This is a genomic window from Sphingopyxis fribergensis, from assembly GCF_000803645.1.
GTDB lineage: Bacteria > Pseudomonadota > Alphaproteobacteria > Sphingomonadales > Sphingomonadaceae > Sphingopyxis > Sphingopyxis fribergensis.
The window spans coordinates 4006879-4030194 of record NZ_CP009122.1; the positions used below are offsets into that span (position 1 = coordinate 4006879).

A 23316-nucleotide genomic window follows, 5' to 3' on the forward strand; every position below is an offset into this window, starting at 1 on the left:
TCTACTCCCGCCGCCCGCTTGCTGACAAGCGTGAAGGTGAGACTGCAGTCCAGGGATGTCGGCTTTGGGTTGGAGAGCGGTCATTCCCCTCCCTTTTAGGGAGGGGTTAGGGTGGGTGCGAGCGAAGCGAGTTGCTGTAGAGCGCCGCCTTTGGCGACTACCCAACCCCGGCTCCTCCCTAAAAGGGAGGGGAGAAGAAACGTCCGCTTCCGGTCGAAACCAGACAATCAAAACTGCCGGATCACATTCAAAAACGCATCGCCCCACGCCTCGAGCTTCTTGCCGCCGACGCCGGGGATATCCGCGAGCGCGCTCCGCGTCGCGGGCCGCTCGCTCGCCATCGTGCGCAGCACCGCGTCGTGAAAGATCACATAGGGCGGCACCCCGGCCTCGGCCGCCAGCTCGCGCCGCATCGCGCGCAGCGCATCGAACAGCGGATCGCCGACGGGATTGGGCGTGGCGCTGGCGCCGCCGCGCCCGGCGCGCTGCGTCCGCTTCACCGGCGGCTCGGCCATCAGCACCGCAGTCTCGCCCTTCATCATCGCGCGCGCCGCGGGGCCGAGCATCAGCCCGCCATGCTCGGTCGTATCGAGCGCCTCGCGCGCCATCAGGCTGCGCACCAGCGGCTTGATCAGCCGCGCCTCCTCGCCCGCGACGATCCCGAATACCGACAATTTGTCATGCCCGCGGCTCGCGATCCGCTCGTCGCTGCGCCCCGTCAGCACCGCCTCGATATGCCCGGCGCCAAAGCTCTGCCCGGTTCGATACACCGCGCTCAGCAGCTTCTGCGCGAGCACCGTCGCGTCGACCTGTGCCGCAGGCTCAAGGCAATTGTCGCAATTGCCGCAGCGCTCGGGTGGGTTCTCGCCAAAGTGCCGCAGCAGCAGCGCGCGGCGGCACTCGACCGTCTCGACCAGCGCCGCCAAGGCATTGAGCCGCACGCGCTCACCCGCGACCCGCACTTCGGGCAGCTCCGAAAGCCGCATCCGCGCGCGCGCAAAATCGTCGGCGCCCCACAGCATCATCGCTTCGGCCGGATCGCCATCGCGCCCCGCGCGGCCGGTTTCCTGATAATAGCTTTCGATCGATTTCGGCAGGCCGGCGTGCGCGACGAAGCGCACGTCGGGCTTGTCGATCCCCATGCCGAACGCGACCGTCGCGGTGACGATGCCGTCCTCCGATGCGACGAAATCATGCTGGACGCGCGCGCGCAGTTCGGGGTCGAGCCCAGCATGATAGGCCGCGACCCGGCGACCTGTCGCCGCCGCGATCTGCTCGGCGAGCCGTTCGGTGCCATTGCGCGTCGGCGCATAGACGATCCCCGGCCCCGGATTGGCAGCGATAAATTCGACGAGCTGCTTCGCCGGACTCACGCGCGGGCGGACCGCATAGCGGATGTTTGGCCGGTCGAACCCCGCAAGAATCAACCCGTCGGCGGGTATCCCGAGCTGGACGAGGATATCCTCACGCGTATGCTTGTCCGCCGTCGCCGTGAGCGCGAGCCGCGGCACCGCCGGAAAGGCGTCGAGCAGCGGCCGCAGCAGGCGGTAATTGGGGCGGAAATCATGCCCCCATTCGCTGACGCAATGCGCCTCGTCGATCGCGAACAGCGCCGGTGTCTGCGCCTCGAGCAAATTGCGAAACCCCTCGCCCGTCGCGCGTTCGGGTGCCACGTACAAAAGGTCGAGCTGACCGTCGCGATACGCCTGCCGCGTCTCGGCCCAGTCGGCATCGACGCTGGTCAGCGACGCCGCGCGTATCCCCGCCGCACGCGCGCCGCGCAGCTGGTCGTGCATCAGCGCGATCAGCGGCGACACGACGACGACACAGCCGTTCAGCGCGACCGCAGGTAGCTGATAGGTCAGCGACTTGCCCGCCCCCGTCGGCATCACCGCGAGCGTCCGCGCGCCCGCCATCACGCGATCGACGACCTCGCCCTGACGCCCGCGAAAGGCGTCGAAACCGAAGGTGGATTTGAGGAGCGGGAGGAGGGCGTCGGCGGACATTGTCGAGGGCGATAGGAAGTTTATGCGATGGGGGAAACCCCCACATCGTCATTCCCGCGAAAGCGGGAACTTAGTGGCAACATCAGCTCGCTGGGTTCCCGCTTTCGCGGGAATGACGAAAATTGGATTTACGCCAAAGTCAGCATCGCACGCTCGGCCATCCGCGACGCGGTTTCGCGCTCGGCCATCACGACATGGTCGGCGCCGCGGCGCACCAGATCGTCGACCTCTTCGTCCGAATGCGCGCGCGCGACAATGACCAGCTTGGGGTTGATCGCCCGCGCGCGCCGCACGATCGCGCCTGCCTCGACCCCCTCGGGGATCGCGATCAGCAGGGTCGAGGCGGTGTCGAGCCCCGCCTGCCGCAAGATACTTTCCTTCGTTGCGTCGCCGACGATCACCGTCGCCCCCGCCGCACGCGCTGCGGCGGCCATATCCTTCTCGTCCTCGATCACCGTCAGCCCCTCGCCGCGCCCGCAGATCAAGCTGCCGATATGGCTGCCGACGCGGCCATAGCCGATCAGCACGACGCCCGCATTGCACGGCGCAGGCAATTCCTCTTCCTCCGCCGGCGCATCCTCGACCGGGGTCTTGCGAACCTGCTTCATCACCAGCGTAAAGAGGATCGGGTTGCACAGGATCGACAGCATCGACCCCGCAAGGATCAGGTCGCGCCCCGTTTCGGGCAGCACCTTGAGCCCGACGCCCAGCCCCGCAAGGATGAACGAGAATTCGCCGATCTGCGCCAGGCTGACCGACACCGTCAGCGCCGTTCCCGAACCATGCCCGAACGCCCGGACGAGCGCATAGGCGGCCAGCGACTTGCCGAACAGGATGATCGCGACCGTCGCCAGCACGGGCCCCGGCTGCTCGATCAGCACCTTGGGATCGAACAGCATCCCCACCGACACAAAGAACAGCACCGCAAACGCGTCGCGCAGCGGCAACGTCTCTTCCGCCGCACGCCGCGAAAGCTGCGTCTCGCCAAGGATCATCCCCGCGAAAAATGCGCCGAGCGCAAAGCTCACATCGAAAATGACTGCCGCGCCGAACGCAACCCCCAGCGCGATCGCCAGCACCGCCAGCCGGAACAGCTCGCGCGACCCCGAATGCGCGACCCAGTGCAGCACCCACGGCAGCACCCGCCGCGCGATGACGAACATGAAGGCGACGAAGCCGACGATCTTCACCAGCACAATGCCCGCCGATTGCAGCAGCCCCGCACCGGCCCCCTCATCGCCGCGGTCGCCGAACATCGCGGGCAACAGCACGAGCGCGAGCACCATGACGAGATCCTCGACGATCAGCCAGCCGACCGCGATCCGTCCCTTCTCGGTCTCTACCATATCGCGCGCCTGCAATGCGCGCAGCAGCACGACGGTCGACGCGACCGAGAGCGCCAGCCCGAATACCGCGCTGCCCTCGATCGACCAGCCGAGCCACAGTCCAAGCATCATGCCGAGTGCCGTCGCGACCGCGATCTGCGCGATTGCCCCCGGCACCGCAATCCTGCGGACCGACATCAGATCTTTCAGCGAAAAATGCAGACCCACCCCGAACATCAGCAGGATCACGCCGATCTCGGCGAGCTGGAGCGCGAGCCCGGTGTCGGCGACAAAGCCGGGCGTGAACGGCCCGACCAAAATCCCTGCGAGCAGATAACCCGCGATCGGCGATATCTTGAGCCGGTGCGCGAGCGCGCCCATCAGGAACGCCACGCCGAGACCGGCGACGATGGTTCCGATCAGGCTGGTGTCATGCGGCATGATCCATGCCTAGGGGGCGGGGGCGCGCGAGGTCAAGTTTGTGCCGCGCAAAAAGGGTCCTACATCCCCCACGTCGTCATTCCCGCGAAAGCGGGAACCCAGCGAGCCACCGTTGCTGCTGGGTTGCCGCCTTCGCGGGGAATGACGGAAGGATTATATCAGCTGCGCGTGATCGACGCGCCGCCGTCGAGCAATGACGCCGTGCCGGTGACAAAGCTCGCATCGTCCGAGGCGAGATAAAGCACCGACTTCGCAATCTCGATCGGCTGCGCGACGCGCTTCAGCGCGTGCAGGTTGGTGACGAAATCCTGCTTTTCGGCGCTGTCGTTGACCGCCTCGAACATGTCGGTCGCCACGCCGCCGGGGAGCACCGCATTGACGCGCACATTCTGCGCGCCATATTCGGCGGCGAGCGCCTGCGTCAGGCCGATCAGCCCCGACTTGCTCGCCGAATAGGCCGCGCTGCCGGGGAAGGCGAAGCTGTAACCGACAAAGGTCGACGTGAAGATCACCGACCCGCCGCCATGCTTCACCATCTCGGCGATCTGGTGCTTTGCGCCGAGGAACGAGCCGGTGAGGTTGACCGCGAGCGCGTCGGCGAACCCCGCGCCCGACACCTCGGTGCTCGGCCCCGCTTCGCCGAATACCCCGGCATTGTTGAACGCAATGTCGAGCCGGCCGTAATTGTCGACTGCGGCGCGGACGAGCGCTTCGTGAAACGCTTCGTCGCGGACATCGCCCGCGACCGCGACGGCCTTGCCGCCCGCGGCGGCGATTTCACCCACCAGCGCGTCGAGTTCGGCCTCGCGGCGTGCGCCCACAACGACGGACGCACCCTCGGCGGCAAAGAGTTTCGCGGTTTCGCGGCCGATGCCCGAGCTGACGCCGGCGACGATCGCAACCTTGTTGAGCAAACGATCCATGATCTTTCTCCTGTTCGGTGGCGGGCCCGATGCCCGTCTCGATGAAAGGAAGATGGACCCGAGGCTATGTTCGGAATAGACAGCAACTCTTGACTCTATAATTCGGGAAGTCCGAACAATGATCCGCATCGAAGGCATCGCCGCATTTGTCGCCACGGTCGAGCAAGGCTCGATCAGCGGCGCCGCGCGCCAGCTCCGCCTGTCCAAATCGGTGGTCAGCGAACGCCTGGCCGAACTCGAACGCTCGCTCGGCAGCGCCTTGCTCCATCGCACCACGCGCAAACTCAGCCTGACCGAGGACGGCACCGCCTTCCTGCCGCGCGCGCAGCGGATTACGCGCGACATAGCCGAAGCCGCCGCCGACATCGCCGAGCGCCGCGGCACCTTGTCGGGCCCGCTGCGCATCGCCGCCCCGGTGACCTTCGCGCGCCTCCACCTCGGCCCCGCGCTTTACCCGTTCCTGAAGGAGCATCCCGAGATCCAGCTGACGCTCGACCTCGACGACCGCCGCATCGACGTCGCGTCGAGCGGTCACGACGCAATCATCCGCCACGGCATCATCGACGACACCCGCCTCGTCGCCTGGACCCTCGCCAAAAGCCACCGCCTGCTCACCGCGTCCGCGGCCTATCTGTCGGAGCATGGCACGCCCCAAACGCTCGAAGACCTCCGCCACCATCGCGGCATCTTCTACACCAACCGCGGCGCCGCCGACTGGCGTTTTCGCACGAGCAGCGGCCCGGTATCGATACAGGCGCGCGCGATGTTCGGGGTCAACAACGGCGACATGATGCGCGACGCCGCCATATCCGGGCTGGGCCTCGCGATGCTCCCCGCGTTTATCGCGGGGCCGGCGGTGAAGACGGGCGAGTTGGTGGCGGTACCGCTCGACGTCGAACCCGACGAAGAATTTCTCTACATGGCGCACGCGCAGGGGCGGAACCCGTCAGCGAAATTGCGGGCGCTGCGGGAGCATTTGCAAAGGGCTTTCGGCAACCCTCCCTATTGGGATCCAATCTTCGCCGCCGCGGTCGGAGATAAGTTGACTTTGGCTGGCGTTCGATTCAGAGATTAGAAACGAGCGCACGGCTAGAGATTCCGTGCGCTCGCTGATTCTGTGCGCCCTAAAACTGAAGCTGCGGAACGCGTTGAAAAAAGTACGTCCCACATTCGAACGACCGCCCCTTGTTGAACAGGCGATTACGGTCATTTTTGAGCAGTTGCCTGATTTTTCGATCGGCGACTTCGGTTTGTTTTGGACTAAAATCCAGAGCGAGTTTCCGTATTCCGAAGCTCAAACTCCGATCGACGGGAAAATTGAAGGGGAGGCGTTTCGTCCTCAGCAGTTTCAACTCCGATTGCTGCAAGCCAGCACTCTGCCACGCTGCTTTTACCGCTCGGATAATGGCAGCGAGCTGGTCCAGCTTCAGCCAAACAGGTTTTCTTTCAACTGGCTCGGCACAGATGATACGCATTATCCCCGGTCCGAAGCCACCATGGCAAGATTCCATGCGCTTTTCGCCCGCTTTAAGGAATTCGTCGCAGAACGAGATCTTGGGACAATCAAAATCACACAGTGCGAATTGGTGAACGTCAACATCATTGCGGTTGCTGACTTTGGCGAAAGCTTTGCCGTTGCTCCGCTCATATTCGAAGCTGCAAATTTCGGTCGAAGGGTAGAATTTCTGCAGCCGGAGTCTTACATGAGCAACACGCAACAAGCGATCATGGGAAGCGATGGATTTGTCGGTCGACTTTACGCCGAAATTTCTCCCGTCACTAAAATTGAAGACGGAGCGCCTGCTTATCGTTTTGAAATCACGGCTAGGGGCGCTCCGGCCGAAGACAACAACGGTGTGCAAACCTTTTTCGATTACGCGAGAAACGCATTGAATGGGTCTTTTCTTGCGACGACGACAGAGCACGCCCAGAAACTATGGGGATTGAAAAATGGCTAGCGCAGCTATGCTTGTGGACAAGAACTACACTGACGCTCATCCAGAACACAGGATTCTGGATCGTCATCGCATGCAGGGGACGCCAAAGTTTGTTGGCGAAGCACCCGTTGTGAAGAGCATTGCGACCGGCTTGGCTCCGGGTCTGAACTTGGAAACCACTATCCCGGCAAACCCTAAAATTGTCGCGGCGATCACGCGTCTCCACGAAATCAAAGAGCTCCATGCGAACTGGGACAGTTACGGTTCCCAAGCGGTATCAGCGACGTCCTTCCGGCCCGCGCTGGAATTGATCATTGAAGCCGTTCACCGCTGCAAAGAGCCCTCAATTGTCCCATTAGCCGAAGGGGGTATTGGTCTGCGTTGGGAAGAAGCTGGAAAAGCTTTGGAACTCGACGTGCAGGTCGATGAGGCAGTCGAAGCATATGCCGAAGGCGTCGAAATTGACGAGCCCGTCAATCCAATGTCGATCAAAGAAGCTATGGAGCTGCTTGTTCGATACTGCCGTACTTGAGGCGGACGCTCCCGCGTGGCGACGGCGCCGGATGAACCCATCGACGATCCAACCATCCCGGATGAAGTGTGGGCGTTGCGCCGCGTCCACATTTCCCAATTCCAAAATGGCCGACCGGACTCCTCAGTTTATAAAGCAGGCAACGAGGGAATCGGAACTTCGGTGACACTGTTCCGCGGACCCGAGGATTTGACAAACATCCGGGCTGGTTACCCTTCTCACGGTGTGGTCACAAACCCGGTTCAAGCTTTTCGAGCAGTGGATTTAGGAATTATGTACACGCCCGAGGAGGGCAATCCAAACCATTGCGAAGTTTTCGGGCAGCGAGGAAAATCCGTCATGCGAAATCTGGCGACACAAGCTCGTTGGGTCGTGAGACCTGAAGGGATTGGAGAAGATCAGATTCCAGAGCTATTCATTCCCCCTGCTCACTGACCCCCTCAAACCGTCCCCTCTTCCTTCTCCGCCTGCTGCCGCGCCCACATATCGGCATAAAGCCCGCGCATCCGCAGCAACTGCTCGTGCGTCCCCGTCTCGGCGACGCGCCCCTTGTCGAGCACGATAATCCGGTCCGCCCCCGTCACCGTCGACAGCCGGTGCGCAATCACCAGCGTCGTGCGCCGCGCGGCAATGCGTTCGAGCGTATCCTGGATCGCCGCCTCGGTGCGGCTGTCGAGCGCGCTCGTCGCTTCGTCGAGGATCAGCACCGGCGGGTTTTTGAGCAGGGTGCGCGCGATCGCGACGCGCTGTTTCTCGCCGCCCGACAGCTTCAGCCCGCGCTCGCCGACCTCGGTGTCATAACCCTGCGGCAGGATGCCGATGAAGCCGTCGATCGCCGCGCCCTCGGCCGCCGCCGCGATGTCATCGGCGCTCGCGCCTTCGCGGCCATAGGCGATATTATAGCCGATGCTGTCGTTGAACAGCACCGTGTCCTGCGGGACGATGCCGATCTCGGCGCGCAGGCTCTTCTGCGTCACCTGCGAAATATCCTGACCGTCGATCAGCACGCGCCCGCCCTGCGGATCATAGAAACGGAACAGCAGCCGCGCGATCGTCGACTTGCCCGCGCCCGAAGGCCCGACGATCGCCAGCGTCTCGCCCGCGCCGACCGCAAAGCTGACGCCGTTCAAAATCGTTCGGTCGGGCTCATAGCCGAAGACGACATTCTCGAACGCCACCGCGCCGCCGTTCACCACCAGCGGTCCCGCGCCCGGCGCATCGCTGATCTCGCTCGGCGTGTCGATCAGGCGGAACATCGCCTCCATGTCGATCAGCCCCTGGCGGATGACGCGATAGACCATGCCGAGCATGTCGAGCGGGCGGAAAAGCTGCGCGAGCAAGGTGTTCACCAGCACCACGTCGCCGACCTGGAACTGCCCCTTCGACCAGCCCCACACCGTATAGGCCATCGCCCCCGCAAGCGCGAAATTGGTGATCAGGCTTTGCCCCATGTTCAGCCACGCAAGGCTGTTCTCGCTCTTCACCGCGGCGCGCGCATATTGATCGGCGACGTCGCGATACCGCGCTTCCTCGCGCGCCTCGGCGCCGAAATATTTGACCGTTTCGTAATTGAGCAGGCTGTCGACGCTGCGCCCGATCGTCAGCGTGTCGAGGTCGTTCATCCGCGTGCGCAGCGCATTGCGCCAGTCGGTCACCTTGCGCGTGAAGATGATATAGACGACGACCATCAACGCGGTCGCGCTGGCGAGGCCGAAGCTGAACTTGGTCCAGAAGATGATGAGCACCGCGGCGAGCTCGATGATCGTCGGCGCGATGTTGAACAGCAGGAAATAGAGCATCGTGTCGATGCTCTTGGTGCCGCGCTCGATCACCTTGGTGACCTCGCCCGTCCGCCGCGCGAGGTGGAAGCGCAGGCTCAGTGCGTGAAGATGGCTGAAAGTCGCGATCGCCAGCTCGCGCGTCGCATCCTGCCCGACCCGCTCGAACACGACGTTGCGCAGATTGTCGAACAGCACCCCGGCAAAGCGCGCGCCGGCATAAGCGAGCACCAGCCCGATCGCGAGCGCGACGCCTTCCTCCATCCCCGGCGCCATCTTGTCGATCGCGGCGCCATAGAGGAAGCCCATCGACAGCTGGACGCCCTTCGAGACGAGCACGATAAGCCCCGCGAGGACGATGCGGACCTTGTGCTCGCGCTGCCCCGCAGGCCACAGATAGGGCAGGAAACGCCTGAGTGTATCGAGGACGGGCGGCTCGCTCGCCGCGTCGGCGGAAGTGGAGGTGTCAGGCGGCATGCGCGCCCCATGTAGGGGCGATAGGCCGCGCTAACAACGCTTACCGCGACTGACCATATCCGGCATGACGGATGATCCGGTCGATCAGGCGCCGTTCTTCGGATGTCGGGGTCGGCACGATCGCGGCAGGGGGTTCCTGGCGGCGACCAAATAACGGACGTCGGGGCGGGACGATGGGGGAAAAGCGCATGGGGGCTGCTTTCACGCTGTGCGGCGTCGCCCCCCGGCTCCGCGATGATCTGGTCCCGCACCCATGGTGCAGGAGCGTGGTTGCAACCCGGTTAAAGGCGTTGGTTACTGCTTTCTTTCCGGTACCGTGAAGGTGCCCGTGACGCGCCCGCCGCTGCCGCCCTGCACCGGATTGCCGTCGGGACCGCGCGCCGCGCCGCGCCCGTCGACCGTCGCGCGGCCGGTGCTGAGGTCGATCACCATGCGCCCGCCGTTCAGCCGGTTGCCGCGCTGGGTCAGCTGGACATTGCCGACCATCGTGATCAGCCGCCGGTCGAGGTCATAGATGGCGACATTGCCCGATGCGCGCTCGTCGCCCTTAGTCACCACGACCCCGCCGGTCGCGTCGAGCCGGTTGACTTCGGTGCCGCCCTGGCGGCTGTAGGCGACGGTCATCCGCGCCGCAGTCAGCGTCATTCCCGCCTGCGTCACGCGGACATTGCCCTCGAGCACGACGCGGTCGGCGCGGTCCTGCACCTCGATGCTGCCCGCGTCGAAATCGACCGGGGCGGCGCTGTTGTGGTTGGCGAGCGCCTGCGCGTGCGCACTGTCGCCGCCGGCACCGGCCGACAGCAGCGCGAAGCTGGTCAGCGCAAAGCCCGCGCCGGCCAGCAGCATGCTCTTTATCGGCGATACGCGGTTCATTTGATCACTCCCTGATTGATCCGCAGCCGCGCATTGCCCTGCAGGCGCACGATCCGTTTGTCGAGGTCGGCGGTCAGCTGGTTGGCCGAAAATGTGCCGATGTTCAACGTGCCATTGACGCCATTCTGCCCGATCAGGCTGCGCGTCTTGAGGTCGACCGCGACATTGCTCGCGTCGATCCGGTATCCGCCCGCGCTCTTGACACGAAGCAGCCCCGGCACGTCCACCTTTTCGGTGTCCATATTATAGGCGCTGTCCTTCGCGACGATCGTCGCCGGACCGTCGGCGAGCTTGATCGCGCCCGACAGGTCGGTCATCCGCACGATCGGTTCGGCCGAGCTTTTCTGGACCGCGCTACCCGCGAGCAGCGCGAAGGGCTGCCCCTTCGCATCCTGGCCGCGATATTCGGCGCGCGTTACCTTCATCCGCTCGCTCGCCATATCGACCTTGTCCTTCGACAAGAGGAAGCTGATCTCGGCGCGCTGGGTGAAGGGCGAAAAGACGAGCACCGCCGCGACGACGCCGATGACGAGCGGCAGGCCGTAGCGCAGGATACGCACGACCTTGTCGTGGCTCGACCCGCTCGTCGCCCACATGCGGCGCATCGTGCGGTCAAGATCGGCGCGTTCGGACATGCTTGCGAATCGCCTCTTCAGGTGTGCGCGAAGATGTCGACCTCGGGCCAACCGGCCAGGTCGAGCGCCGCGCGCGTCGGCAGGAAATCGAAACAGGCCTGCGCCAATTCAGTGCGCCCTTCGCGCGCCAACCGCATATCGAGGATATCCTTCATCGCGTGCAGGAAGCGCACGTCGCTCGCGGCATAGTCGCGCTGCGCATCGGAAAGTTCGGCGGCGCCCCAGTCGCTCGACTGCTGCTGCTTCGACACTTCCTGGCCCAGCAATTCGCGCACCAATTCCTTGAGCCCGTGGCGGTCGGTGTAGGTGCGGATCAGCTTCGAGGCGATCTTGGTGCAATAGACGGGCGCCGTCACGACGCCGAGCGCCTGCTGCAGCGCGGCGATGTCGAAGCGCGCAAAATGGAACAGTTTCAACCGGTTGGGGTCGGTCAATATCGCCTTTAGCACCGGCGCGTCATACGTACTGCCGGGTTTGAAACGGACGAGATGTTCGTCGCCCGACCCGTCGCTGATCTGGACGAGGCATAGCCGGTCACGCAGCGGGTTCAGGCCCATGGTCTCGGTATCGATCGCGACCGCGCCCGAACCCAGCACGCCCTCGGGCAAATCTTCTTCGTGAAAATAGACAGTCATGCGCCCGCCTTAGGCCAAGCGGCCGTGCCGCTCAATGGCTGGTTTTCGCGGGTGCAGACCGCCCGCCACGGGGCTGCGGCAAAGCGCAGGATATTCGCAACGGGTCGTTGAATTTTCCGTTCGCAGATGGCGTTCATTTAAGCTATATATTACGCCGTTAGAGGCACGGGGCGAGTCTGTGCCCATGGTGAACTGCGTCCCCGTCCGACGCAAGGCGCTGATCGAATGGGGTATGGACGAACCGAAAGCGACTATTAGACAATGAGTTTCAACAAGGATCGCCGCGGCCAGCGGGGACGCGGCAAGCGCGATGATTTCGGCAATTTCGACAGCTTCGAACCTGCACCCTATGGCGGCGATAGCTATGGCGGCGGCAATCGCGGTGGCGGTTTCGGCGACCGCGGCGGCTTCGGTGGCGGCGATCGTGGCGGCGGCTTCGGTGGCGGCGATCGTGGCGGCGGCTTCGGCGGCGGCGATCGTGGCGGCGGCTTCGGCGGCGGACGTGGCGGCGGTATGCCCGCGCAGGTCGTCGGCGAAGGCAATGGCACGGTAAAATTCTTCAACGCGGCAAAGGGCTTCGGTTTCGTCGCACGCGACGATGGCGGCGAAGATGTGTTCGTGCACATCAGCGCGGTCGAACAGGCCGGGCTTGCCGGTCTCGCTTCGGGCCAGCCGCTCGGCTTCACGCTCGTCGAACGCAACGGCAAGGTGTCGGCCATCGATCTGAAGATCGAAGGCGAACCGATGCCGATCGAGGACAATGGTCCGCGCCGCGACGATCGCGGCCCCGGCGCCGCCCCGGGCGGCGCCCGCGGCCGTCGTCAGCTGACCGGTGAACGCACCTCGGGCACCGTCAAATTCTTCAACACGACGAAGGGCTTCGGCTTTATCGCGCGCGACGACGGACAGGCCGATGCCTTCGTCCACATCAGCGCGGTGCAGCGCGCCGGTATGGCGGGCCTCGACGAAGGCGATCGCGTCGCGTTCGACATCGAGGTCGACGACCGCGGCAAGTTCGCCGCGGTGAACATCCAGCCGCATCAGGACTGATCGGTCGGACAGAAAACGAAAAGGGCGGCTCTGGGGCCGCCCTTTTTGTTTGGGGAGAAAGGCATCGACTAGCGATCGAAAGCCGCTTTTCTCCTCCCCTCCCGCGGGCGGGAGGGGTCGGGGGTGGGCAGCGGAGGTGCGTTCATGCCCACCCCGCTGCGACTAAAGAGCAAAGCTCGCCAGTCTCGCTGCCCCTCCCGCTTGCAGGAGAGGAGTCCTCGCTCAATATCCCAGCGTCGCTTCCAGAAACCAGATCCGCTGCTGCGCCTCGTCGGCCCATCCGTCGACCAGCCCGCTCGTCGCAATGTCGCCATCGGCTTCGGCCGCGGCCTTCACCTCCTTGAGCTGACCGAGCAGAATCTTGTTGTCGCCCGCCAGCGTGCGGATCATCGCCTCGGCGTCGACGCCTGCGGCATCGTCGTCGCGGATCGACGCGCGGCGGCTCACATCACCGATCGAGCGCAATGTCGGCGCGCCATTTTTGCGCACTCGTTCGGCAATCAGGTCGGTCGTCGCAAAAATCTGCGCCGCCTGCTCGTCGAACAGCAGGTGCAGCTCGCGAAAGCGCGGGCCCTGGACATGCCAGTGGTAATTCTTCGTCTTGAGATAGAGCGCGAAACTGTCGGCGAGCAGCGCGTTCAGCGCATCGGCGACCGCGGGTGCATTGTTGTTTTTCTCGGACATGGGAACATCCTTTCTGTTGCTCCGCCTATATAGCGATTCCTGCCCGCCTCTTCCTATTGAACCTTTGGGTGAGTTTCATCGACGAAAACGATTAAACAGCATCAATTGAGCGCATCAACCGATCATTCCGAACGCGCCGAGCGCATTACGCAGCCCCCAGAAGATCAGGATTGCGGCGGCGGCCCAGCGCAGGTTCCGCGCCCCGCGCCGCTCCGCCAACCTTGGGCCAAAGGCGAGGAAAGGCAGCATCGCCAGCGTCCAGCCGACCAGCCCGCCCGCCGCGGCCCATTGCCCGGCGCCGCTCGTCGCAGCGAGCGCGCCGATCAGGAAGTGGCTGCGATCGCCGAACTGGTTCGCGAGCATCCGGCCCGCCAACATCACGGGCGGACCATCGTTAGCGCCTGCATCCGACGCCGGTTTCATCGGACACAACAAAGCGACCGCGGCCGAGAGCATCGCAAGCGTAACAAGCAGAGCAGCGACGCCCTGCCCGATCATCGCGTTGGCAATCGCGCCCGCGGTCGCGGCGATGACCGCGTTGACGATGAAAGCCGAAAAAGCGATGCCGACCGTAACACGCCGATCGCTACGCGCGCTCACCAGTCGCGACAGCAGGGTCCCGCTGCGCCCGTCGGCATTGGCGAGCAACACTGCCACCAGCGCAAGCATGATTGCATCCATCGATTACGTCTGAATCGTCAGGCGCTTGGCGTCAATGCCCCAGCCGAACCGCGACCGACGCCAGCCACGCCTCTTGTGCGGCGGACGACAACGGCCCGCGCGGCACGCTTGCGGCATCGCTCATCGCGTCGAGATAGGTCAGGATCGCGGCGCGATAGCCGCCCCCGGCAACTGCCGATTCGAGCCGGCTCGCCAGCGTTTCGACCGCTGCAAAGCCATTGTCGCGCGCGAGGCACCGAATGTCGTCGACTCCCCGCACGATCTGCGCCAGCGCGCGATGCGGCAGCGCTTCGGCCAGCGCACCGATCTGGTCGGTTATCCGGTTCTGGATGTCGAGATATGGGTCGGTCTGGTTTCGCATCTTACCCCCCTGTCGTGATGGGGACGATGCGCTATTTTGGTTAACGCACAGTTAGCGCGGGGGGGGGGGGGGGCGAATGGCCGCTGGTCCTAGCGGTGGCCCGGAAGGCCCGCGAGCCCCTGCTTGCTGCGATACATGTCGCGGTCGGCGGCGGCCAAAATGTCGGACTCGGTCATCCCGGTTTGCAACATCGCGACGCCGAAGCATGCGGACAGCCCAATCTCGTGCCCGTCATAATCGGCGGGCGCGGCGCTGAGCACGTCGCACAGCCGCTCGACCTGCGCGCGCGCGCCGGCCTCGCTCGACTGGTCGAGGATCAGCCCGAATTCGTCGCCGCCGATGCGCGCTGCGACGTCGGTCGCACGGATCGAACTCGCGAGCCGTTTGGCGATTTCCATCAGCGCAAAGTCGCCCGCGGCATGGCCAAAGCTGTCGTTGATATATTTGAGCTGGTTGACGTCGATAAAGACGACCGCGGCGCGTTCGGCGTGACGCTCGAACCGCGCCATGCGGTGATGGATCGCGGTCAGGAAATAACGGCGGTTGAACAAAGGGGTCAGCGTATCGCGCTCGGACACACGTTCCAGCTCGGCGACGGCGATCTTGAGCACGCGGTTTTCGCGGCGCAATGCGTCGCGTTCGCGGCGTATTTCACGCAGCTGGTCTTCGATGGAGTCCAGGGCGACGGTGCCGAACTGGTCAACCGCGATCCGTGCCCCCCCTACGCTATCCATTCAACGTCCCCGAAACCTACCCACGATCCCCGGCCGAATGCCGACGGCTATTGAGCGGCGACCCTAGTCCCGACTTGATACCAATCGGTAAACGCACCCGACATCAATTGCGCGGCGTTGCCCGAAGGTGGCACAGCCGCTAGGGGGAAGGCGGCGGCGATTCACAAGGGATGAAGGCCGGGGCAGGAGGGATTGGAATGGGCGATACAGCCCCGTTAGTCGGTGTCGTGATGGGCAGCCAGTCGGACTGGCCGACGATGGCGCACGCCGTCCAGATCCTCGAAGAGTTCGGCATCGCGCACGAGGTGCAGATCGTATCGGCGCACCGCACCCCCGACCGCCTTGTAAACTATGCGAAAAGCGCCGCGGACCGCGGGCTGAAGGCGATCATCGCGGGCGCCGGCGGCGCCGCGCACCTGCCCGGCATGGTCGCGTCGATGACGCGCGTCCCGGTGCTCGGCGTCCCCGTCCAGTCGGCGGCACTCAGCGGCGTCGACAGCCTCTATTCGATCGTCCAGATGCCCGGCGGCGTGCCGGTGGCGACCTTTGCGATTGGCAAGGCGGGCGCGACCAACGCCGGCCTGTTCGCCGCCGCGCTGCTCGCGAATAACGATGCCAATCTGGCACAAAAACTCGACGCCTGGCGCGACGCGCAGACGAACGCCGTCGCCCCTACCCCCGTGCGCGAGGGCTGATCTTTTGCTGCCACCCGGTTCTACGATCGGCATTCTCGGCGGCGGCCAGCTGGGCCGGATGCTTGCAGTCGCCGCGGCGCAGCTCGGCTACCGCGTTCATATCTATGCTCCCGACCGGGAGAGCGTTGCCGCGGACGTCGCCGCGCAGCACACACAGGCAGCGTGGGACGACGAGCCCCGCCTCGCCGCCTTTGCCGCGCATTGCGACGTCGTCACCTATGAATTTGAAAATGTGCCCGTCGAAACCGTCCGCTTCCTCTCGGGCCATGTCGCGGTGCGCCCCGGCGGCGCCGGGCTCGAAATCGCGCAGGACCGGCTGACCGAAAAGAATTTCGTCGCCGGACTCGGCGGCCGCCCCGCGCCCTTCGCCCCCGTGCCCGACCGCGCCGCTCTCGACGCCGCGCTCGAACAGATCGGCGCTCCCGCAATCCTCAAGACCGTCCGCATGGGCTATGATGGCAAGGGGCAGGCACGCCTCGCCACCGCAGCCGATGCCGACGCTGCGTGGGACGGCATCGACCGCCACGCCGCGGTGCTCGAAGGCTTTGTGACCTTCGACCATGAATTTTCGGTGCTGCTCGTGCGCGGCATCGACGGCGAGGTCCGCTTCTGGGACTCACCGGTCAATGTCCATGAAGGCGGCATCCTCGCGACCTCGACCCTGCCGCCGCCGCGGATCGTACTCGACCAGCAGGACGAAGCGCGCGCGCTGATGGCGCGCATCGCCGAGGAGCTCGATTATGTCGGCGTCCTCACCGGCGAATTTTTCACCACCACCGACGGCCCCGTCTTCAACGAGATGGCCCCGCGCGTCCACAACAGCGGGCACTGGACGATCGAGGGCGCGGTGACGAGCCAGTTCGAAAACCATATCCGCGCCGTCGCCGGCCTGCCGCTCGGCAGCACCGACACCGCGGCGCTACCCGTGACGATGCACAACCTCATCGGCGGCGGGATCGAGACGGTGCCGGACCTGCTCGCCGACCCCGCCTGCCACGTTCACCACTATGGAAAAGCCGAGGTCCGCGACGGCCGCAAACTCGGACACGCAACTTGGGTGGGAACCGAACCCGCATGAACCATCCCGAAATCACGCTTGTCCTCGCGCGTGCCGCCAATGGCGTGATCGGCGCCGACGGCAAGATGCCGTGGCACCTGCCCGCCGACCTCCGCCGCTTCAAGCAGATCACGATGGGGCGCCCGATGATCATGGGGCGCAAAACCTTCGACAGCCTGCCCGCGATCCTCGAAGGCCGCCGCCACATCGTCCTCACCCGCGATCCCGAATGGCAGGACGAGGGCGCCGAGCCCGTGGCGACTATCGAGCAAGCCCTCAAACTCGCCAACGCCCCGCACGTCATGGTGATCGGCGGCGCCGAAATCTATCGCCTGTTCCTGCCTCTCGCCGACCGCATCGAGCTGACCGAGGTCGCGCTCGAACCCAAGGGTGACGCGGTCATCGATTATCCCGCCGCCGCCGACTGGCACGAGGCGGCGCGCGAGGATCATCCCGCCGACGACGCCGGCCGCCCGGCGTACAGCTTCGTCACGCTGACAAGGAAATAGCCGATGCGTCGTTGGCTGATCGGCATCTTGCTTCTTATCGCGGTTGCCGCGCTCGCCTTCTTCGCCCTCGCGCCCGGCATGCTCGAGCGCGGGATGAACAAGATCGACGGCAAACCATTGCCGCAGGTCAGCGAGCGCGCCAAGGCGCTGCACAAAACGCTGACGATCGTCGACCTCCACAGCGACACCTTGCTCTGGAAGCGCAACCTCCTCGATCGCGCCGACCGCGGCCATATGGACCTGCCGCGACTCGAAGACGGCAACGTCGCGCTGCAGATCCTCGCGAGCACGACCAAATCGCCCAAGGGCCAAAATTACGACGCCAATAGCGGCGACACCGACAATATCACCGGCCTCGTGATCGCGCAGCTCCAGCCGGTGCGGACGTGGAACTCGCTGCTCGAACGCTCGCTCTGGCACGCCGAAAAGCTGCACCGCGCGGTCGCCGAATCGGCGGGCAAGCTGCGTGCGGTCGCCGCGCCCGAGGATATCGACGCACTGCTCGCCGAACGCCGCGGCAAGGTGCCGCCCGTCGGCGCGATGCTCAGCATCGAAGGGCTGCACGGCCTCGAAGGCAGGCTGACCAACCTCGACAAGCTCTACGCCGCGGGCTTCCGCATGGCGGGGCTCACCCATTTCTTCGACAATGATCTCGCAGGATCGATGCACGGCCTCAACAAGGGCGGGCTTACCGCGACGGGCCGGCAGGTTGTCGAGGCGATGGAAGCGAAGGGCATGATCGTCGACATCGCGCATTGCTCGAACGCCTGCGTCGCCGACATTTTGAAGATCGCGCGCCGCCCCGTCGTCTCCAGCCACGGCGGCGTGCAGGCGACGTGCAAGGTCAACCGCAACCTCAGCGACGAACAGATCCGCGGCGTCGCCGCAACGGGCGGGCTCGTCGGCATCGGATACTGGGACGCCGCGGTCTGCGACACTTCGCCTGCGAGCGTCGCGAAAGCCATGAAGCATGTCCGCGACCTTGTCGGTATCGGTCATGTCGCGCTCGGCAGCGATTATGACGGCGCAACCACGGTGCGCTTCGACACGTCGAAGCTCGTGCAGGTGACGCAGGCGTTGATCGACGCAGGCTTTTCCGACGACGAGATCCGCGCCGCGATGGGCGGCAACGCGATCCGCGTGCTCAAGGCGGGGCTCGTCCCGCTCACACCCCCCCTTTCCATTACAGCGGCGCCATGATCCGACTCGACGGCCACCGACGCATCGAAGGCGATTTGCGCGGCGGGGTGATCGCGCTCGGCAATTTCGACGGCTTCCACGCCGGCCATCAGGCGGTCGTCGGCCGCGCCGTGCGCCATGCGCAGGACGAAGGCCGCCCCGCGATCGTCGCGACCTTCGACCCGCATCCGGTGCGCTTCTTCAAGCCCGACGTGCCGCCCTTCCGCCTCACCACGCTCGATCAAAGGCAGGAGCTGTTCGCCGCCGCGGGCGCCGACGCGATGCTTGTGCTGCCGTTCGACGCGGCGCTCGCGGGCACCACGGCCGAGGATTTCATCACCGGACTATTGCTCGATCGCTACGGTGCGGCGGGCGTCGTCACCGGCGCGGACTTCGTCTTCGGCAAGGGCCGCGGCGGCAATGTCGTCACCCTCGCCGACCACGCCCGCCGCCTCGGCTTCTTCACCGAGATGGTCGCGCCCGTCGACGACGCCGCCGAGGTCATCTCGTCGAGCCGCATTCGCGAAGCGCTGCAGGTCGGCGACTGCCCCGCCGCGACGCGCCTGCTCACCCGCCCCTTCACCGTGCGCAATATCGTCCAGCACGGCGACAAGAACGGCCGCCTCTTGGGCTTCCCGACCGCGAACCTCGAAATGGGCCAATATCTCCGCCCGCGCTACGGCATCTACGCCGTCACCGGTCGCCTGCTGCGCGAAGGACCCGGGGGCCGCACCCTGAAAGGCGCCGCCAACCTCGGCATCCGCCCGAGTTTCGACCCGCCGAAGGAACTGCTCGAACCCCATTTCTTCGACTTCGCGGAGGATCTTTACGGCCAGGAAATCGACGTCGCCTTCCACGCCTTCATCCGGCCCGAGGCGAAATATGAGGGCATGGACGCGCTGATGGCGCAGATTGCGGTGGATTGCGATGAAGCGAAGGCGTTGCTGGCGCACCTCTAACCCTCTCCCCTTGGGGGAGAGGGATGTGGAGGCTTGGCAGCTTGCTGCCTAGCTGGAGCTGGGTGAGGGTATGCGGCGTTGCCGAGCCCTCACCCGCTGCGACTAGCGAGCAAGCTCGCAAGTCTCGCTGCCCTCTCCCCCAAGGGGAGAGGAAGGTTTGCGCGCACGCGAATCTGCGCTAAGCGCCGCGACCATGACCGACACGCCCTCCGCCGCCGAACAGCGCGACTATCGCGACACCGTCTTCCTGCCCAAGACCGACTTCCCGATGAAGGCCGGCCTGCCGCAGAAGGAGCCGCTGATTCTCGCCAAATGGCTCGAAGGCAATCTGGAGGGGCAGATTCGCGCCGCGCGCGCCGGCCGCGACCAGTTCATCCTCCACGACGGCCCGCCCTACGCCAATGGCGACATGCACATCGGCCATGCGCTCAACCATATCCTCAAGGACATGGTCGTCCGCACCCAGACGCTGAAGGGCAAGGACGCGCCCTACGTGCCCGGCTGGGACTGCCACGGCCTGCCGATCGAGTGGAAGGTCGAGGAGCAATATCGCAAGAAAAAGCTGAACAAGGACGAGGTTCCGGTCGAGGAATTTCGCGCCGAATGCCGCGCCTATGCCCAGCATTGGGTCGACACCCAGCGCGAGCAGCTGAAGCGCCTCGGCATCGGCGGCGACTGGGACCATCCGTACCTCACGATGGATTATGAGGCCGAAGCCACCATCGTCCGCGAACTGCTCAAATTCGCCGCCAACGACATGCTCTATCGCGGCGCCAAGCCGGTGATGTGGTCGCCGGTCGAAAAGACCGCGCTCGCCGAGGCCGAGATCGAATATGAGGATATCGTCTCGACGCAGATCGATGTCGCGTTCGAGATCGTCGAAAGCCCGATCGCCGAACTGGTCGGCGCGCATGCGGTGATCTGGACCACGACCCCGTGGACAATCCCGGTCAACCAGGCGATCGCCTATGGGCCGGAGGTGGAGTATGCTCTCTGCCACGTGTACCAAGAAATCCCGACGCCACAGTCGCCGGAAATCGGTATGCCTGTCGTTGGCGCAGAAATCGAATCATACCCAGTCCAGCGTGTCCTAGTCGCACTGCATCCCGACGAGGAGAAACGCTACTCTTTGATCGCGGAGCTACGTCGCAGGTCGGGGTTCCACATTCCATTTCACAACCAAACTCCAACCTTCAAAGGCGCCGACCTCGCCGGCACCATTGCCCGCCACCCGATGCACGCGCTCGGTGGCTTCTTCGCGCGCCCGCGTCCCTTCCTCGCCGGCGATTTCGTCACCACCGACAGCGGCACCGGGCTTGTCCATATGTCGCCCGACCATGGCGAGGATGATTTCGACCTCTGCAAGGCGAATGGCATCGACCCCGTGTTCGCGGTGGAGGGCGACGGCAAATATCGCGAAGACTGGGGCTGGCTCGGCGGCCAGGGCAGCGTCATCAACCCGAAATTCAACGCCCCCGACGGCCCGATCTGCACCGATCTTCGCGAATCCGGCGGCCTCCTCGCCGCCAGTGCCGACTACAAGCACAGCTATCCGCACAGCTGGCGCTCCAAAGCCAAGGTCATCTATCGCTGCACCCCGCAATGGTTCGTGCCGATGGACCGGGTGATGACCCATATCGAGCCCAAGGCGCCGCGCGAGCAGCGCTGGGAAAGCGAAGGCGGCGCGATCAATCCCGCCGAAGAGGATCTGTGCGCCGCGCCGACCTTGCGCCAGGCCGCGATGCACGCGATCGACCGCACCCGCTTCGTCCCCGAAAAGGGCCGCAACCGCATCGGGTCGATGGTCAAGGACCGCCCCGACTGGGTGCTGAGCCGCCAGCGCGCGTGGGGCGTGCCGATCACTTTGTTCGTCGACCGCAAGACCGGCGTTTATCTGAACGACCCCGCCGTCAATGACCGCATCGTCGCAGCGGTGAAGGCGGGCGGCGTCGACGCATGGAGCGACGCGCGCGCGCAGGAATATCTGGGCGATCAATATGACGCCGCCGATTACGAACGCATCGTCGACATCCTCGACGTCTGGTTCGATTCGGGCTGCACCCACGCCTTTGTCCTCGAAAGCGGCCGCTGGCCTGCGCTCCTCCGCCACGACGGCGGCACCCACAGCGCCGACCTCTATCTCGAAGGCAGCGACCAGCATCGCGGCTGGTTCCAGTCGTCGCTGCTCGAATCCTGCGGCACGCGCGGACAGGCGCCGTACAAGGCGGTGCTGACCCACGGCTTCACGATGGACGCCAAGGGCCTCAAACAATCCAAGTCGGTCGGCAACACGACCGATCCGGTCAAGGTGATGCAGACCAACGGCGCCGACATCATCCGCCTGTGGGCGCTGAGCGTCGACTTCACCGAGGATCACCGCATCGGCGACGAAATCCTGAAGGGCGTCGCCGACCAGTATCGCAAGCTGCGCAACACCTTCCGCTACCTGCTCGGCGCGCTCGACGGCTTTAGCGAGGAAGAGCGCATCACCGACGTCGCGGCGATGCCCGAGCTCGAACGCTATATGCTCTCGCTGCTCGCCGACCTCGACGCGAAGATGGCGCAGGCGGTCGATGACTTCGACTTCAACAGCTACACGCGCCTGCTCGCCGATTTCTGCAACGAGGATCTGTCGGCCTTCTATTTCGATATCCGCAAGGACGTCCTCTATTGTGACCTCGGCCCCGCCGCCCCGCTCGGCACCGACACGCGCCGCGCGTATCGCAGTGTCCTGGACACGCTGTTCCACGCGCTCGTGCGTTATGCGGCGCCGGTGCTGGTGTTCACCAGCGAAGAGGTTTGGGGCACGCGCTATCCCGACGCGGGTTCGGTCCACCTCCTCGAATGGCCCACTTTCCCCACGCTCCCCACCCTTGATCGTCATCCCCGCGAAAGCGGGGACCCAGAGCAGGCGTCAGCGGAGGCCGCACTGGGTTCCCGCCTTCGCGGTAATGACGAGTTGATGAAACGCTGGGACCGTCTGCGCGAAGTCCGCTCGCAAGTCACCGAAGCAATCGAACCCTATCGTCGTGAAAAGACTGTCCGCTCGTCGCTGGAGGCCGAAGTGTCGGTTCGCACGAAAGACGCGGCACTTGCCGACATTCTCGCTGACATGGGCACCGAAGAACTGGCCGAACTGCTTATCGTATCGGCGGCAAGAACGATCGGGTTCACCGACGATACAGTTGCCGACATCACAATGGTGGACGTGACCCCGACCCAGAAACACAAATGCGGCCGCTGCTGGCGCCACCTGCCCGAAGTCACCGAGGACGGCGCCTTGTGCAATCGCTGCGACACGGTATTGGACGCAGCATGAGCAGCACACGTTCGCCGCACCTGCGCTTCGGCCTGATTTTCGCGGCCCTCGCCTTCATCCTCGACCAGATCACCAAATGGGTCGTCACCGTTCCGCTGTCGCTCGAGCCCAAGGGGCAGATCGAGCTGACGAGCTTCTTCAACCTGACCTGGGCCGAAAATTGCGGCATTTCGCTGTCGATGTTCGCCAGCTGCACCGACACGACGCGCTGGACGCTCGTTGCGGTGACCGGGATCGTCGCCGCCGCGGTCGCCTTCTGGATGACGCGCGAACAGGCGAAGGGCGACGTGATCGCGCTCGCGATGATCCTCGGCGGCGCGCTCGGCAATATCGTCGATCGCGTGCGCTTCGGCTATGTCGTCGATTTCGCCGACCTGCATATCGGCGATTTTCGCCCCTTCATGATCTTCAACGTCGCCGATGCGTGCATCACGCTCGGCGTGCTTTTGCTGGTTGCGCGCGCGCTGCTCTTCGGCGAAAAGGCGGCAACCACGGACGGCAAGCCGTCCGCCGATTAACGGGGCGC

23 protein-coding genes are annotated in these 23316 nt (G+C 64.8%); 12 read left to right on the forward strand and 11 right to left on the reverse strand.

The annotated features are described in order from the left end of the window. Window positions 1–227: 227 nt before the first annotated feature. The 3 genes from recQ to SKP52_RS18700 form a co-directional block, all read right to left on the reverse strand. Window positions 228–2006, reverse strand: coding sequence for a DNA helicase RecQ (gene recQ, locus SKP52_RS18690; RefSeq protein WP_039577353.1), 1779 nt, complete (start codon window positions 2004–2006; stop codon window positions 228–230). Window positions 2007–2134: 128 nt separating this feature from the next. Further along, window positions 2135–3772, reverse strand: coding sequence for a YbaL family putative K(+) efflux transporter (ybaL, locus tag SKP52_RS18695; protein WP_039577356.1), 1638 nt, complete (start codon window positions 3770–3772; stop codon window positions 2135–2137). 158 nt (window positions 3773–3930) lie between these two features. Further along, window positions 3931–4695 (reverse strand): SDR family oxidoreductase, encoded by a 765-nt coding sequence (locus SKP52_RS18700; protein WP_039577359.1) that lies wholly within the window; start codon window positions 4693–4695, stop codon window positions 3931–3933. Between the two features lie 118 nt (window positions 4696–4813). Between SKP52_RS18700 and SKP52_RS18705 the strand changes: the two genes are divergently transcribed. Genes SKP52_RS18705 through SKP52_RS26265 form a run of 4 tightly spaced genes read left to right on the forward strand, consistent with a single transcriptional unit; the run spans window position 4814 to window position 7599 of the window. Next, window positions 4814–5770 carry a LysR family transcriptional regulator gene (locus SKP52_RS18705; protein ID WP_052208544.1) on the forward strand — a complete coding sequence of 319 codons (957 nt, stop codon included), beginning with the start codon at window positions 4814–4816 and terminating at the stop codon, window positions 5768–5770. Between the two features lie 25 nt (window positions 5771–5795). Next, on the forward strand, window positions 5796–6653 hold the full coding sequence (locus tag SKP52_RS18710; protein ID WP_039577361.1) for a TIGR04255 family protein: 858 nt from the start codon (window positions 5796–5798) through the stop codon (window positions 6651–6653). Window positions 6654–6660: 7 nt separating this feature from the next. Next, complete coding sequence (locus tag SKP52_RS18715; protein ID WP_148309190.1) at window positions 6661–7164, forward strand: hypothetical protein; 504 nt, start codon at window positions 6661–6663, stop codon at window positions 7162–7164. 15 nt (window positions 7165–7179) lie between these two features. Further along, window positions 7180–7599 carry a hypothetical protein gene (locus SKP52_RS26265; protein WP_148309191.1) on the forward strand — a complete coding sequence of 140 codons (420 nt, stop codon included), beginning with the start codon at window positions 7180–7182 and terminating at the stop codon, window positions 7597–7599. A gap of 5 nt (window positions 7600–7604) precedes the next feature. On the opposite strand, the gene SKP52_RS18720 is transcribed toward SKP52_RS26265, so the two are convergent. The 4 genes from SKP52_RS18720 to SKP52_RS18735 form a co-directional block, all read right to left on the reverse strand. Next, window positions 7605–9419, reverse strand: coding sequence for an ABCB family ABC transporter ATP-binding protein/permease (locus SKP52_RS18720; protein ID WP_039577367.1), 1815 nt, complete (start codon window positions 9417–9419; stop codon window positions 7605–7607). A gap of 294 nt (window positions 9420–9713) precedes the next feature. Further along, the gene (locus tag SKP52_RS18725) at window positions 9714–10265 is read right to left on the reverse strand and encodes an LptA/OstA family protein (RefSeq protein ID WP_148309280.1); all 552 of its coding nucleotides are present in this window, start codon (window positions 10263–10265) and stop codon (window positions 9714–9716) included. Window positions 10266–10288: 23 nt separating this feature from the next. Then, the gene (gene lptC / locus SKP52_RS18730; RefSeq protein WP_039577370.1) at window positions 10289–10927 is read right to left on the reverse strand and encodes an LPS export ABC transporter periplasmic protein LptC; all 639 of its coding nucleotides are present in this window, start codon (window positions 10925–10927) and stop codon (window positions 10289–10291) included. 17 nt (window positions 10928–10944) lie between these two features. Beyond that, window positions 10945–11562 (reverse strand): ribonuclease D, encoded by a 618-nt coding sequence (locus SKP52_RS18735; protein ID WP_039577373.1) that lies wholly within the window; start codon window positions 11560–11562, stop codon window positions 10945–10947. A gap of 261 nt (window positions 11563–11823) precedes the next feature. Here SKP52_RS18735 and SKP52_RS27380 point away from each other — a divergent pair, with 261 nt between their 5' ends. Next, the gene (locus SKP52_RS27380) at window positions 11824–12612 is read left to right on the forward strand and encodes a cold-shock protein (protein ID WP_039577375.1); all 789 of its coding nucleotides are present in this window, start codon (window positions 11824–11826) and stop codon (window positions 12610–12612) included. Window positions 12613–12834: 222 nt separating this feature from the next. Here the strand turns inward: SKP52_RS27380 and SKP52_RS18745 are convergent, their stop codons facing one another. From SKP52_RS18745 to SKP52_RS18760, 4 genes are all read right to left on the reverse strand, one after another. Further along, window positions 12835–13296, reverse strand: a complete 462-nt coding sequence (locus tag SKP52_RS18745) for a Dps family protein (RefSeq protein ID WP_039577378.1) — start codon at window positions 13294–13296, stop codon at window positions 12835–12837. Between the two features lie 114 nt (window positions 13297–13410). Continuing rightward, window positions 13411–13977: a TMEM165/GDT1 family protein gene (locus SKP52_RS18750; RefSeq protein ID WP_039577380.1), complete on the reverse strand. Its 567-nt coding sequence runs from the start codon at window positions 13975–13977 to the stop codon at window positions 13411–13413. Between the two features lie 31 nt (window positions 13978–14008). Then, on the reverse strand, window positions 14009–14338 hold the full coding sequence (locus SKP52_RS18755; RefSeq protein WP_039577383.1) for a hypothetical protein: 330 nt from the start codon (window positions 14336–14338) through the stop codon (window positions 14009–14011). Window positions 14339–14427: 89 nt separating this feature from the next. Continuing rightward, window positions 14428–15072, reverse strand: a complete 645-nt coding sequence (locus tag SKP52_RS18760) for a GGDEF domain-containing protein (protein ID WP_039577385.1) — start codon at window positions 15070–15072, stop codon at window positions 14428–14430. 197 nt (window positions 15073–15269) lie between these two features. On the opposite strand from SKP52_RS18760, the gene purE reads away from it, so the two are divergent. The 7 genes from purE to lspA all read left to right on the forward strand — a co-directional run bounded on the left by purE (window position 15270) and on the right by lspA (window position 23308). Then, window positions 15270–15767 carry a 5-(carboxyamino)imidazole ribonucleotide mutase gene (gene purE, locus SKP52_RS18765; protein WP_039577388.1) on the forward strand — a complete coding sequence of 166 codons (498 nt, stop codon included), beginning with the start codon at window positions 15270–15272 and terminating at the stop codon, window positions 15765–15767. 4 nt (window positions 15768–15771) lie between these two features. Then, a complete protein-coding gene (locus SKP52_RS18770) occupies window positions 15772–16845 on the forward strand; it encodes a 5-(carboxyamino)imidazole ribonucleotide synthase (protein ID WP_039577392.1) in 1074 nt (357 codons plus the stop codon). After that, window positions 16842–17333, forward strand: coding sequence for a dihydrofolate reductase (locus SKP52_RS18775; RefSeq protein WP_039577395.1), 492 nt, complete (start codon window positions 16842–16844; stop codon window positions 17331–17333). The genes SKP52_RS18770 and SKP52_RS18775 overlap by 4 nt, the downstream gene beginning before the upstream one ends. Window positions 17334–17336: 3 nt before the next feature. Continuing rightward, a complete protein-coding gene (locus tag SKP52_RS18780) occupies window positions 17337–18533 on the forward strand; it encodes a dipeptidase (RefSeq protein WP_039577397.1) in 1197 nt (398 codons plus the stop codon). Then, a complete protein-coding gene (locus SKP52_RS18785) occupies window positions 18530–19471 on the forward strand; it encodes a bifunctional riboflavin kinase/FAD synthetase (protein ID WP_052208549.1) in 942 nt (313 codons plus the stop codon). Before SKP52_RS18780 ends, SKP52_RS18785 begins: the two co-directional genes overlap by 4 nt. A gap of 193 nt (window positions 19472–19664) precedes the next feature. Next, the gene (locus SKP52_RS18790; protein ID WP_039577400.1) at window positions 19665–22790 is read left to right on the forward strand and encodes an isoleucine--tRNA ligase; all 3126 of its coding nucleotides are present in this window, start codon (window positions 19665–19667) and stop codon (window positions 22788–22790) included. Continuing rightward, on the forward strand, window positions 22787–23308 hold the full coding sequence (gene lspA, locus SKP52_RS18795; RefSeq protein ID WP_039577403.1) for a signal peptidase II: 522 nt from the start codon (window positions 22787–22789) through the stop codon (window positions 23306–23308). The genes SKP52_RS18790 and lspA overlap by 4 nt, the downstream gene beginning before the upstream one ends. Window positions 23309–23316: the final 8 nt, after the last annotated feature.